This window comes from Thioclava sp. IC9, from assembly GCF_002213225.1.
GTDB classification, from domain to species: Bacteria; Pseudomonadota; Alphaproteobacteria; order Rhodobacterales; family Rhodobacteraceae; genus Thioclava; species Thioclava nitratireducens.
In genome coordinates, this window is the sequence record NZ_NBNX01000004.1 from 128,511 (window position 1) to 141,669 (window position 13,159).

Genomic DNA, 13,159 nt, shown 5'->3' on the forward strand with positions numbered 1-13,159 from the left:
GCTCACACCGCCTTTGCCAATTCGTGCCGCGACATCAATTCGCTCGCCAGGTTTCGATAGGCCACCGCCCCGCGCGAGCTGCTGTCATAGTTGAGCACCGGCATCGCGTAAGAAGGCGCCTCGGAGACCCGCACGTTCCGGGGAATCATCGTACGGAAAACCAACTCACCCAAGGTCGCGCGCGCATCCGCCTCCACCTGCTGCGAGAGATTGTTCCGCACGTCATACATCGTGAGAACGATCCCTTCTATCCGCAGGTTTCGATTTGCGCTGAGCCGGATCTCCCGGATCGTCAACATCAGCTGCGAAAGCCCTTCGAGCGCGAAGAATTCCGCCTGAAGCGGCACCAGCACCGAATGCGATGCGACCATCGCGTTGATGGTCAGCAGGCTAAGGCTAGGCGGGCAGTCGATCAATATATAGTCGAAGCCATAGGTATCGACATCAGGATGTCGTAGCGCGTCATGCAGAAGAAAGCTGCGCTTTTCGGTCGAAACGAGCTCCATATCGGCCGAGGACAGGTCCGTTGTCGCTGGACAGAGGTAAAGACCGTCGATTTCCGTCTTGTGCAAGACTGACGAAACCGGCGCATCCTCGATCAGAAGATCATAGGTCGTCAGTTCGCGATCATCAGGTTCGATTCCGAGCCCCGTCGACGCGTTCCCCTGCGGATCCAGGTCGATCAGAAGCACCTTCCGCCCGGCCTCAACGAGCCCGGCAGCGAGATTGATCGCCGTTGTCGTCTTGCCCACGCCGCCCTTCTGGTTCGCAATCGCAATAATTTTCGGTTCGTTTGCGCGAATTGGGTCAGACACGCTCGGCTCCGTGGATTTTCAGGACAACACTGTTTGGATCGCTGAGGCTTTCGATCGCCTCGTGGTCAAAGGACCAGCTTTCCCGCGCCTGCGCAAGTTCTTCCTGCCAGCGTGCGCCTTTCGGAAAGAGAGCCGTCCCGTCCGGCTTCAGATGTGGCGCGGTGAATTCCAACAATTTTGGCAGGCTAGCGAGAGCACGGGCAGAAACGACGCCCGCGTCCAGCGGAGCGATTTCTTCGATTCTCTGCGCGATAACGCGGGTGTTGAGCGACAATTCACGACTGACCGTCGACAGAAAAGCAGATTTGCGAAGATCCGACTCGACGAGAACCACTTGCCTCTCGGGCTCTTTTTCTGCCGACAAAACCGCGATCACCAGGCCTGGAAACCCTCCCCCTGCCCCAAAATCCGCCCATATCTGCGCATTTTCAGGCGCCATCGCGAATATTTGGGCCGAATCGAGGAAGTGGCGCGACCACATATCCTCCAAGGTCGATTTCGCGACGAGGTTGATCGCCGGGTTCCATTTCTTCAGGAGGACTTCGTAGGCTAGGAGCTTATCCAGTGTTTCACGTGAAACATCGAATCGCTTCGCGAACTCCTCGGCTTCGGGCGTCGTCATGCAGAGCGTTCCCGCTTTGACTGCCGCAGGCGCGCTAAGATCAAGGTTAGCGCAGCCGGCGTCACTCCATCTATACGCCCCGCCTGACCTAAAGTCTTGGGCATCGCGCGCTGAAGCTTCCCCTTCAGCTCGTTCGAAAGCCCTTGCAAAGAATCGAAATTGAAATCTTCGGGGATTTCCCAGCCCTCATCGCGCTTGAGAGAGGCCGCGTCGACCTCCTGACGCGCCACGTAATTCGCGTAAAGCGCATCGATCGACAATTGCCGCGCGGCATCTTCGGAAAGTTTTTTCAGTTCCGGAAGCGCCTCCTGCAAAGCGGGCATTGTGATATCCGGGAAGGACAAGAGATCGAACGCCGTCCGGCGAGTCCCATCCTCGTTAACCTTGAAACCCTTCTCCTTCGCTTCCTTCGGCGTAAGCGAAATCGACCGCAATAATTCGCCGCCAACCGCAAGCTCGGCGGACTTCTTTTCAAACTGCGCACGGCGCGCTTCGCCAACGCAGCCAATCTCGATCCCCATCCCGGTCAGACGTTGGTCGGCGTTATCAGCCCGCAGCGACAGGCGGAATTCGGCGCGCGAGGTAAACATCCGGTAAGGTTCGGTAACGCCGCGTGAGGTCAGGTCGTCAATCATCACGCCGATATAGCTTGAGGTCCGGCTGAATTGCACCGGTTCGCCCGACTTGGCGGAAGACGCCGCATTCAACCCCGCCACCAAACCTTGGGCGGCGGCTTCCTCATATCCTGTGGTTCCGTTTATCTGTCCCGCAAGATATAGGCCGGTCACGGCGCGCAACTGCAGCGTCCCGTCCAGTGCCCGCGGATCGACATAGTCATATTCGATCGCGTAACCGGGTTGCAGAATCTTCGCATTTTCCAGACCGAAGATCGAATGGACGTAATCTTCCTGAACATCGACAGGTAGCGAAGTCGAAATTCCGTTCGGATAGACCGTGTCGTCGTCCAGCCCTTCCGGTTCAAGAAAGATCTGATGCGAATCCTTGTCGGCAAAACGGACGACCTTGTCTTCGATAGACGGGCAATAGCGAGGGCCAACCCCAGAAATATGCCCGCCATACATTGCTGAGCGGTCGAGATTGCCCCGGATGATGTCGTGAGTCCGCCCATTCGTATGGGTGATCCCGCAGGAAATCTGCCGCACTTCGGGCGACCGGTTAAGGAAGGAAAACATCACCGGATCGTCATCGCCCGGCTGGCTCTCCAATTTTTCCCAAGCGATCGTCTTCCCATCCAGCCGCGGCGGCGTACCGGTTTTCAGACGGCCCATCGGCAGCTCCATCGCATAAAGCCGCTCTGCGAGTGCACGCGACGGGCTATCCCCGATGCGACCTCCTGGACGCTGCTGATCGCCGATATGAATCACGCCATTCAGGAACGTTCCCGAAGTCAGGATCGCCGAATGACAGCTAAGCGCTACACCATCTGCAAGCATCACGCCGGTCACACGACCGCTTTTGACGCTCAGGTCGGTCACTTCCCCTTCGATCACATCAAGATTGGGTTGCGCCGCAGTCACCCTCTGAGCCGCCTCACGGTAGAGTTTACGATCCGCCTGAGCGCGGGGACCCTGCACCGCTGGCCCTTTACGTCGGTTAAGAAGGCGAAATTGAATCCCCGCCGCATCGGCCAGCCGCCCCATAACGCCATCCATCGCGTCGATCTCGCGCACCAAATGGCCTTTTCCAAGCCCACCAATCGCGGGATTGCACGACATTACCCCGATCGCGTCGGCGCGCAGGGTCACCAAGGCCACCTGAACGCCCATCCGGGCGGCGGCGTGGGCTGCCTCGGTTCCGGCGTGCCCGCCTCCGATCACGATGACGTCGTAATGTTTCACGTGAAACACTCCTTACTTTCCGATGCAGAAGCTCGAGAAAATTTCGTCCAACAGGTTCTCGACATCCACCCGCCCGAGCAACGCTTCCAGCGCCCAAGCCGCCTGGCGCAGTGATTCCGCTGCCAGCTCGCTCCGGTCGGACCCGCGCAATACCTCATCTCGCGCCGATTCCAAAGCCCCGAATGCACGTTGCATTGCAACCCGGTGTCGCTCTCGCGTCATCACGCCGGCACCCTCACCAAGCCCGGACAGCCTTTCTTCGATTGCGGAGATAAGTTCTGCCAGACCAGCTCCTGTCTTTCCGGACACGTTCAGCCCGTCATGCTCGGCAATATCCGATTTGCCGTGCGCCACCAGATCGCCCGGTTCCGGCGCGATCAACGGTACTTCTTCGCCATCGAGCAGGAACACGCGCAGGTCGGATTGTCGGGCGCGTTCCAGAGCCCGCTCCACCCCGATCGCTTCCACGACATCGTCGGTTTCGCGCAGGCCAGCGGTGTCGAGCAAGGTCACCGCCTGCCCGCCGATTTCCATTCGCACCTCGATAACGTCGCGCGTCGTGCCTGCGAATTCGGAGGTGATCGCGGCTTCGCGCCCTGCGAGCGCGTTGAGTAAGGTTGATTTCCCGGCATTCGGACGCCCGACAATTGCGACCTCAAACCCTTCGCGGATCCGTTCTGCCGCACCAATCCGGCGTAATTCATCGCGAATTCCGGCTGTGACCGCGTCGATCAGCTCCAACACCTCGGGCGACACATCGACCGGAACTTCCTCATCCGCGAAGTCGATCGTTGCTTCGATCAACGCCCCCGCCCGGATCAGCTTCGCCCGCCAATCCTCGACCAGAGCGCCAACCGCGCCTGACAAAACCTTCAACGCTTGTTTGCGCTGCGCCTCTGTCTCCGCCTCGATCAGATCGGAAAGTCCTTCGACCTGTGCCAGATCGAGCCGTTCGTTCTCCAACGCCCGCCGGGTAAATTCACCAGGTTCCGCAAGCCGCAACCCGTCGATCTGTCCAAGCGCACGCAAGACAGCCGAGACCGTCGCGATCGCCCCGTGGATATGCAGCTCCGCGACCTCTTCGCCGGTAAAGCTGGCCCCATTTTCAAAGCACAGCACCACTGCCTCGTCGAGTTCCTCACCCGCGAGCCGCAGCCTGCGCAGCCCGGCGATGCGCGGTTCCGGCAAGGTTCCCGCCAGTTCCCGCGCCGCATACCAAGCTTGCGGTCCTGAAATACGAATGACGGCCACGCCCGCTTTTCCGCGGGCCGTGGCCAGAGCATAGATCGTGTCCATAGCAATCCTCTTCCGAGCGGAAGATAGGACGGCCTCAGCCGTTCATCGAGTCGAAGAATTCCGAGTTCGTTTTGGTCTGCTTGAGCTTCGAGATCAGGAACTCGATCGCATCGGTCGTACCCATCGGATTCAGGATGCGGCGCAGAAGGTACGTTTTCTGAAGATCCTTCTGATCGACGAGCAGATCCTCTTTCCGGGTGCCGGATTTGAGGATGTCCATCGCCGGGAATACACGCTTGTCGGCAACCTTGCGGTCCAGCACAATCTCCGAGTTACCGGTGCCCTTGAATTCTTCGAAGATGACTTCGTCCATCCGCGAGCCGGTATCGATCAGCGCGGTCGCAATAATGGTCAGCGAGCCGCCCTCTTCGATGTTCCGCGCGGCGCCGAAGAACCGCTTCGGACGCTGCAGCGCGTTCGCGTCGACACCACCGGTCAGCACCTTGCCCGAGCTCGGAACGACGGTGTTGAAGGCGCGGCCCAAACGGGTAATCGAATCCAGCAAAATAACGACATCTCGCTTATGCTCGACGAGGCGCTTGGCCTTTTCGATGACCATATCGGACACCGCAACGTGGCGCGTCGCCGGTTCATCGAAGGTCGAAGAGATCACCTCGCCCTTCACCGAACGCTGCATGTCGGTGACTTCTTCCGGTCGTTCGTCGATCAGCAGAACGATCAGGTAGCATTCCGGGTGGTTACGCTCGATCGAGGTCGCGATGTTCTGCAGCAGAACCGTCTTACCGGTCCGCGGCGGGGCGACGATCAGCGAACGCTGGCCTTTCCCGATCGGCGCGACGAGGTCGATGATCCGGGCCGAACGGTCCTTGATCGTCGGATCCTCGATTTCCATCTTCAGGCGCTCATCGGGATAGAGCGGCGTGAGGTTGTCGAAAGCGACCTTGTGGCGCGCCCTCTCCGGCTCCTCGAAGTTGATCCGCTCAACCTTCGTTAACGCGAAATACCGCTCGTTCTCGCCGGGCGCGCGGATCACGCCTTCGACGGTATCGCCGGTGCGCAGGCTGTGCTGGCGGATCATGTCGGGCGAGACGTAGATATCGTCGGGACCCGGCAGATAGTTCGCCTCGGTCGAACGCAGGAAGCCGAAACCATCCTGCAGAACTTCGAGGACGCCATCGCCACCGATGACCCAATCATCCTCGGCATGCTCCTTCAGGATCGAGAACATCATCTCGCCCTTGCGCATGGTCGAGGCGTTTTCGATCTCCCATTCTTCGGCCAGCGCCAGAAGTTCCTTCGGGCTCTTGGCTTTCAAGTCGGAGAGATTGAGGCGTTCATCGCTCATCGGATTACCTGCAGCTGGCGCCTCACCAGAGCGATGGGCGCAAAGATTCGTCGTGTCTCAGAAAAACCGGTCGGCCAGGACGGCCGGGGCTTGGCGAGGCAGATAAGCGCAAAGCGTCGCTGAGTCAACGAAAGTCAGAATTTCACGATCACCGACGCGACGATAACGATCATGAAGATCGTCGGGATCTCGTTCATCATGCGGTAGTAGCGCCCGCTGCGGTTCGCCCTGCCCTCTGCAAGCGCCTTGCGTTCCTTCGCGCACCACATGTGGAACCAGGTCATGCCGAGAACGGCGGCTGCCTTGGTCCACGGCCAGATGCTCGACCAATCGACGATCCCCGGCGTGAAGACCAGCATCAGGCCGAAGAGCCAGCTCGCGATCATCCCCGGGTTCATGATGGCCTTGAGAAGAAGCCGTTCCTGATGCCGGAACAGAAGCTCCTGATCGCTATCGCGTTTCATGCCCGCCTTGTTCAGCCCCTCGACGTGGTAAACGTAAAGCCGCGGCAAATAAAACAAGGCCGCCATCCATGTGATGATCGCCATCACGTGGAGCGCTTTGATCCACAAATACCATGTGCTCAGGAAATCGGTCATCTCGCCTCCGGCTGACAGCTGCCATCATCTTCAAAAAAGATTCTTTAAAGAAAAAGATGATGATGATGTAGGGCCTGTTGATGATGTGGATTAACACTTTATCAAGAGTTTCTCCACAGGCGGAAAACATCTGGTGGGAAGGAATCTTTCGGCTGGCGAGTTTCTCCTAAAACATTGATACTGCGTGTTTATCTCTCGGAGAGTCTCAACGTCATCCTGTGGATAACTCTTTGGAGAAAATTGTGAAGTCCTCACCGTGTCCCCAACGGCTCGAATCCGAATTCCACAGGTGGACAAGTTTCGTAAATCTGCCATGAAACGTGCCGATCCGGTGGAGTAATCCGCCGATCCGCGTTATGCCCAATTCGACCCCGAGACTTCTGCGCCTGCTTATCCACAAGTTCATGAACATCCTCCTTGCCTCCGCTTCAGAAATCCGCGCGCAGCTTCTGCGCAACGCCGGTCTGTCGGTGACGGTCGCGCCCGCGCGCATTGACGAGGACACGATCAGGCGGAGTTTGGAGGCCGAAGAGGCAAAGCCGCGCGATGTCGCGGACCTTCTCGCCGAGATGAAGGCTACGAAACTGTCGGCGCGCCATCCCGGAGAACTGGTGGTCGGCGCGGATCAGGTTCTGGAGCTTAAAGGCACGGTCTTGTCGAAGCCGGAGACACCGGAGGACGCGAAATCGCAGTTGCGTGCCCTCTCCGGCCAAACCCACAAACTGCTTTCCGCGATGGTTGCGATCCGGGATGGCGAGCCGCTCTGGCGTCATGTGGGCGAAGTGCGTCTGACGATGCATGAGCTTACTGCGCCCTTCATCGACGATTACGTCGCCCGGAACTGGGAGAGCATCCGCTGGTCCGTGGGCAGCTACAAGCTCGAGGAGGAAGGCGTGCGTCTTTTCTCCCGCGTCCAAGGCGATTATTTTGCCGTCCTGGGCCTTCCCTTGATCGAATTCCTTAACTGGCTTCATGCCCGAGGAGATTTCACGACATGACGGATCATCCGCGCATTCCCCTCGCTGGCGTCATCGGATCGCCGGTCGCGCATTCGCGCTCGCCGCTCCTGTTCCGCACCTGGTTTGCAGAATACGGGATCGAAGGGTTCTATGTTCCGATGGATGTGGCCAGTGATGATCTGGAAACCGTGCTTCGGACCTTGCCCAAGGCGGGGTTCGTCGGCACGAATGTGACGATCCCGCACAAGATCCGCGCGCTCGAGATTGCCGATGTCATCTCCGATCGCGCGGCCCTAATCGGCGCTGCGAATACCTTGGTGTTCCGCCCGGATGGCAAGATTTACGCAGATAATACAGATGGTTACGGTTTCATCGCTAATCTGAGGCAGAATGCGCCGAACTGGGACCCGAAGTCTGGCCCGGCTGCCGTTCTCGGCGCAGGCGGGGCCGCGCGCGCCATCGTCGCTTCGCTTCTGGAAAGCGGAGCGCCGGAAATCCGTATCTCGAACCGGACGCGGGCGCGCGCCGATGCGCTGCGTCAGGAATTCGGGGCGCGTCTGGTCGTTTACGATTGGGTGCGGGCGGGCAATATGCTCGAAGATGCGGCGACGGTGGTGAACACGACGTCGCTCGGTATGATAGGCAAGTCGGAGTTTCGCGTTCCGCTCGATGCATTGCGTCCCAGCGCGACTTGCTGTGATCTCGTGTATACACCCCTTAAGACCAAATTTCTCACCGAGGCCGAAGACGCGGGATGCACCGTGGTCGACGGGCTTGGCATGCTTTTGCATCAAGCCGTCCCGGGATTTGAGCGTTGGTTCGGCCAGCGCCCGGAAGTCGGCGAAACCGTCCGCAACGCGGTGCTCGGGGGATGAGCAAGCCTTTCCTGCTCGGTCTGACCGGCTCCATCGGGATGGGAAAATCCACGACCGCCGCGATGTTCGCCGAGGCCGGCGTGCCCGTGTGGGATGCGGATCAGACGGTGCATGATCTCTATGCGAAGGATGGTGCGGCCGTTGCGCCGATCGCCGCCGCTTTTCCCTCTGCGATCAAGGCGGGCGCAGTGGATCGGGTGGAGCTGAAAAAACTGCTCGCGAACGACAAAACGGCTCTAAACCGCGTTGAAGAGATCGTTCACCCACTCACGACGGCCTCTCGTAGCCAGTTCATCGCGGATCACTCAGAGGCGGATCTGATCCTCCTCGACATCCCTCTTTTGTTCGAAACCGGGGCTGATGCTGCTTGCGATGCCACTCTTGTCGTTTCCGCGCCGGCGGAGGTTCAGCGCGCGCGCGTCCTGGAGCGGCCGGAGATGACCAAGGCGCAGCTCGATTTCATCCTGTCGCGACAGATGCCGGACGCAGAGAAACGCCGCCGCGCGACCTTCATCATCGAAACCGTCGATCTTGAGCAGACCCGCCAAGATGTGCGAAACCTGATCGCGCAGATCAGGGGTGAGCAAAATGCGTGAAATCGTTCTCGATACCGAAACCACAGGTTTCGAGCCGGAAGACGGCGATCGGATCGTCGAGATCGGCGCGGTTGAGCTGTTCAATCACATGCCCACCGGTAACACCTATCACCAATACATTAACCCCGAGCGCTCGATGCCGCAGGAAGCCTTCCAAGTGCATGGCTTGGGCGACGAATTCCTGTCGGACAAGCCCAAATTCGCCCAGATCGGCCTCGATTTCCTGAATTTCATCGGCACGGACTCGGTCCTCGTGATCCACAACGCCAAGTTCGACATGAAATTCCTGAATGCCGAGCTTCGCTGGGCCGGAATGCCTCTGATCCCGGATGAACGCGCACTCGATACGCTCGCGATGGCACGGCGTAGATTTCCTGGCTCGCCCGCGACGCTCGACGCGCTCTGCCGTCGTTTCGGCATCGACAACTCGTCGCGGACTTTGCACGGCGCGCTGCTCGACAGTGAGATTTTGGCTGAGGTTTACCTTGAGCTGATTGGCGGTCGGCAGCCGGGCTTTGGACTGCAACCCGTTGAAACCGGTCAGAAATTGCAAGCTGGCGCAAATCAAGGCTGGCGTCCGAAGCCCCGTCCGGAGCCCCTGCCCCCACGTTTGACTGCTGAAGAAGCCGAAGCCCATGCTGCCTTTGTCGCCAAGCTGGGACAAGCGGCGATCTGGAACCGTTACGACTGACGTCGGCGCCTTTTCTATCAAAATAAACAAGTTTCCCATTTAACCGAGCGTCAACCTCCCTTAAATCGGGGGCTTCTTAGGGAGAGAGCGGGAGTACCGTCCATGCTGGACCTGACTGAAATGCGTGCCACGCTGGCCGAGACCTATGATCTTGCGCCGTCCATCGAGCTGGCCGAGGAAATGCACGAGATCCACGCAAAGATGGATCGCGTTATCCCCCTTCCGGATTTCGCGCGTTACGCGCCGTATATCCGCGCAATCAACCAGTTGAAGAGAGAGAAGAACGCGGTAATTCTTGCTCACAACTACATGACGCCGGAAATCTACCACGGCGTGGCAGATGTAGTAGGTGATAGTCTGCAGCTTGCTATCGAAGCGACCAAAGTTCAGGCGGGCACGATCGTCCAATGCGGCGTGCACTTCATGGCCGAAACGTCAAAAATCCTGAACCCGGCCAAGACCGTCCTGATCCCAGATATGAAAGCCGGCTGCTCGCTGGCAGAGTCGATCACCGCTGACGGCATTGCGGAGATGCGCTCGAAATACCCGGGCGCGTCCGTGGTAAGCTACGTTAACACAACAGCCGAGGTGAAAGCCGCCTCCGACATCTGCTGCACCTCGTCCAACGCCGCGCAGATCGTGCGGGCGATGGAGAGTGACACGGTCATCATGACCCCGGACCAGTACCTTGCGCAGAACGTGGCGAACGAGGTTCCCGAGAAGAATGTGGTTTGGTGGGAAGGTTCGTGCATCGTCCACGAACAGTACACTGCCAAGGATATCAGTGACTTCCGCGCGATGCACCCAAATACCCGGATCATCGCGCACCCGGAATGCCCGCCGGATGTTGTCGCGGCCTCCGATTTCTCGGGCTCGACGTCGGGGATCATTAAATACGTCGAAACCAACAAGCCAAAAGAGGCCATGTTGGTGACGGAATGCTCTATGGCATCCAACATCGCCGACGCGCTACCGGAAGTAGATTTTGTGGGTCCGTGCAATATGTGCCCCTACATGAAGAAAATCACGCTCGAAAAAATCCTGTGGTCGCTGCATACCGGGACCGAGGAAGTGATCGTCGACCCGCAGATTGCCGAGAAAGCGCGCGTCGCGGTCGAGCGGATGATCGAACTCTCCCGGACGCTGGCGAAGTGATCGAAACGCAGCGGATCGTCATCGTCGGCGCGGGCTTGGGCGCACTTTACGCGGCCCTAAGCCTCGCGCCCCGCCCCGTTCTCATCATCTCGCCGGAAACTCTGGGCGAAGGCGCATCATCGGCTTGGGCCCAGGGCGGTGTCGCGGCGGCGATGTCGGTCAGCGACACGCCTGCGGCGCATGCACGCGACACGATGATCGCCGGAGCAGGCACTGTTTCACCGCAAATCGCCCATTTGGTCACCGAAGAAGCACGTCAGCACATCCTCGCATTGACCGAACTCGGAACGCCCTTCGATCGCGATCTCGAGGGCGACTACGTGATGTCGCGCGAGGCAGCGCACAGTCACGCGCGGGTCGTCCGGGTGAAAGGCGATCAGGCGGGTCGCGAGATCATGCAGACTCTCGTCGCGGCAGTCCGGCAGGCACCCTCGGTTCAGGTTCTCGAAGGCGTCCTGGCCACGTATCTGGAGACCGAAGACGACCGCGTGACCGGCGTGTGGATCGAACGCGCATTTGAGCCTTCAGGGCCCGTTCTGATCAAAAGCCCGGCGGTTTTGCTTGCGGGCGGCGGGTCCGGCGGGCTGTTTTCCGTTACGACAAACCCGCCTCGGATCCGTGGGCAGGTCATCGGGATGGCAGCGCGCGCTGGCGCGCGGATCGCCGATCCGGAATTCGTACAGTTCCACCCGACCGCGATCGCCAGTGGCGAAGACCCTGCCCCGCTCGCGACCGAAGCGCTGCGCGGTGAAGGTGCAATACTCGTTAACGCGGATGGCGAGCGCTTCATGCTCTCCGTTCATCCCGACGCGGAGCTTGCTCCGCGCGATATTGTGGCGCGGGCGGTTTACCTGGAGCGACAGGCCGGGCGCGAACCCGCTTTGGATACGCGTGCAGCCCTAGGGGCTGAAGTCCTGACCCGCTTCCCCGCCGTTGCCGAAGCCTGCGAACGGGCCGGAATAGACCCTGTTTCCGGCGTCATCCCCGTTGCGCCGGCCGCACATTATCATATGGGCGGAGTCGATACCGATACGGAGGGACGCAGTTCGCTCGACCGGCTCTGGGTTTGCGGCGAGGCCTCGTCGACCGGGCTGCATGGCGCGAACCGCCTGGCGTCGAACGGGTTGCTTGAGGCTTTGGTTTTCGCACGGATTTGCGCTGTCGGTATCGCTGCTGAGCTTGGAGATATCGCCGACGCTGAGCCGGTAACCCCCGCGTTTCCCGACGGCGATGTCCCGGTGAACGAGGCAGCCGTGCAGGTGCTGCGCAACGCGATGACCGATGGTGTCGGTGTCGTGCGCGATGCGGAGGGATTGAAGGCGGCCCTGCGCGTCATTGCGAAGATCGAGGCGGAGGCCCGCACGGAAACGATGCGGAACATGACCGCGACGGCCACGTTGATCGCTGCAGCGGCGCTTGCGCGCCGAGAGAGCCGCGGCGGCCATTTCCGTTCCGATTTTCCGGACATGGACCCTAAATTGGCGAAAAGAACGAAAATCACGCTGGAGGAGGCGCTGAAAATTCGCGCCGCAGCCCTGGAGGACTGACATGTTGCCCGATTTGCTGATCGAACCAATTGTCCGCGCCGCGCTGGTCGAAGACCTTTCGCCGATGGGCGACGCGACGACGAAGGCGGTGATTCCGGCGGGCAAGACCTATTCCGCGCGACTGAAAGCGCGGGAAGATGGCGTCGCTTCAGGTATGCAGGTCGCGGCGATGGCGTTTCGACTGGTCGATCCGACTTTGCTCGTCTCGATACTGATCGCGGATGGCAAACCGTGCCAAGCCGGGGAGACCTTGCTGACGGTCGATGGCTCGGCCGCGTCGATCCTGATGGCGGAGCGGGTGGCGCTGAATTTCGCGGGACGCCTCAGCGGGATTGCCACGAAAACCGCGAGCTTCGTCGCGAAAACCGAAGGCACGAAGGCGCGTATCACTTGCACCCGGAAGACCACCCCGGGTCTACGCGCGCTCGAGAAAGCAGCGGTGACCCATGGCGGCGGTTTCAACCATCGTTACGGCCTGTCGGACGCGATCCTGATCAAGGATAACCATATTGCGGCCGCCGGGAGCGTGCGCGCGGTGCTCGAAGCAGCGAAAGCGGCGCGCAGTCACATGATGCGGATCGAGCTGGAAGTCGACACGCTGCGCCAGATGGAAGAGGCGCTGAAAATCGGTGGCGCCGATGTCATCCTGCTCGACAATATGGACAGCGCGGAGCTGCGTGCGGCCGTGGCGCTTAATGCGGGCCGCGTCGTACTGGAAGCCTCGGGGAACATGACGCTCGAGCGGATTGCCGAAGTGGCAGCGACCGGCGTGGATTACATCTCTTCCGGTGCGCTCACCCATTCGGCGCGGACGCTCGATCTGGGCCTCGATTTCTGAG

13 protein-coding genes are annotated in these 13,159 nt (G+C 60.0%); 7 read left to right on the plus strand and 6 right to left on the minus strand.

What is annotated here, in order from left to right:
• Positions 1-2: 2 nt before the first annotated feature.
• The 6 genes from B6V76_RS11965 to B6V76_RS11990 form a co-directional block, all read right to left on the minus strand.
• A complete protein-coding gene (locus B6V76_RS11965) occupies positions 3-815 on the minus strand; it encodes an AAA family ATPase (protein WP_075776728.1) in 813 nt (270 codons plus the stop codon).
• Positions 808-1,437, minus strand: coding sequence for a 16S rRNA (guanine(527)-N(7))-methyltransferase RsmG (rsmG, locus tag B6V76_RS11970; RefSeq protein ID WP_088727539.1), 630 nt, complete (start codon positions 1,435-1,437; stop codon positions 808-810). Before rsmG ends, B6V76_RS11965 begins: the two co-directional genes overlap by 8 nt.
• On the minus strand, positions 1,434-3,296 hold the full coding sequence (gene mnmG / locus B6V76_RS11975) for a tRNA uridine-5-carboxymethylaminomethyl(34) synthesis enzyme MnmG (protein ID WP_088727540.1): 1,863 nt from the start codon (positions 3,294-3,296) through the stop codon (positions 1,434-1,436). Before mnmG ends, rsmG begins: the two co-directional genes overlap by 4 nt.
• A gap of 12 nt (positions 3,297-3,308) precedes the next feature.
• Positions 3,309-4,592 (minus strand): tRNA uridine-5-carboxymethylaminomethyl(34) synthesis GTPase MnmE, encoded by a 1,284-nt coding sequence (gene mnmE, locus B6V76_RS11980; protein ID WP_088727541.1) that lies wholly within the window; start codon positions 4,590-4,592, stop codon positions 3,309-3,311.
• 34 nt (positions 4,593-4,626) lie between these two features.
• Positions 4,627-5,898 carry a transcription termination factor Rho gene (rho, locus tag B6V76_RS11985; protein WP_075776732.1) on the minus strand — a complete coding sequence of 424 codons (1,272 nt, stop codon included), beginning with the start codon at positions 5,896-5,898 and terminating at the stop codon, positions 4,627-4,629.
• 134 nt (positions 5,899-6,032) lie between these two features.
• Positions 6,033-6,497, minus strand: a complete 465-nt coding sequence (locus tag B6V76_RS11990) for a CopD family protein (RefSeq protein WP_088727542.1) — start codon at positions 6,495-6,497, stop codon at positions 6,033-6,035.
• 356 nt (positions 6,498-6,853) lie between these two features.
• Here B6V76_RS11990 and B6V76_RS11995 point away from each other — a divergent pair, with 356 nt between their 5' ends.
• The 7 genes from B6V76_RS11995 (at position 6,854) to nadC (ending at position 13,158) form a co-directional block, all read left to right on the plus strand.
• The gene (locus tag B6V76_RS11995) at positions 6,854-7,495 is read left to right on the plus strand and encodes a Maf family protein (RefSeq protein ID WP_240497854.1); all 642 of its coding nucleotides are present in this window, start codon (positions 6,854-6,856) and stop codon (positions 7,493-7,495) included.
• A complete protein-coding gene (locus B6V76_RS12000) occupies positions 7,492-8,331 on the plus strand; it encodes a shikimate dehydrogenase (protein ID WP_075776734.1) in 840 nt (279 codons plus the stop codon). Before B6V76_RS11995 ends, B6V76_RS12000 begins: the two co-directional genes overlap by 4 nt.
• Positions 8,328-8,927 (plus strand): dephospho-CoA kinase, encoded by a 600-nt coding sequence (coaE, locus tag B6V76_RS12005; RefSeq protein WP_088727543.1) that lies wholly within the window; start codon positions 8,328-8,330, stop codon positions 8,925-8,927. The genes B6V76_RS12000 and coaE overlap by 4 nt, the downstream gene beginning before the upstream one ends.
• Entirely contained in the window at positions 8,920-9,618 is a 699-nt protein-coding gene (gene dnaQ, locus B6V76_RS12010; protein WP_088727544.1) for a DNA polymerase III subunit epsilon, read from the plus strand. The genes coaE and dnaQ overlap by 8 nt, the downstream gene beginning before the upstream one ends.
• A 102-nt stretch (positions 9,619-9,720) precedes the next feature.
• The gene (gene nadA, locus B6V76_RS12015; protein ID WP_088727545.1) at positions 9,721-10,773 is read left to right on the plus strand and encodes a quinolinate synthase NadA; all 1,053 of its coding nucleotides are present in this window, start codon (positions 9,721-9,723) and stop codon (positions 10,771-10,773) included.
• Entirely contained in the window at positions 10,770-12,320 is a 1,551-nt protein-coding gene (locus B6V76_RS12020; protein WP_088727546.1) for an L-aspartate oxidase, read from the plus strand. The genes nadA and B6V76_RS12020 overlap by 4 nt, the downstream gene beginning before the upstream one ends.
• Before the next feature lies 1 nt (position 12,321).
• Positions 12,322-13,158, plus strand: a complete 837-nt coding sequence (gene nadC, locus B6V76_RS12025; protein ID WP_088727547.1) for a carboxylating nicotinate-nucleotide diphosphorylase — start codon at positions 12,322-12,324, stop codon at positions 13,156-13,158.
• The last annotated feature ends 1 nt before the right edge of the window (position 13,159 follow it).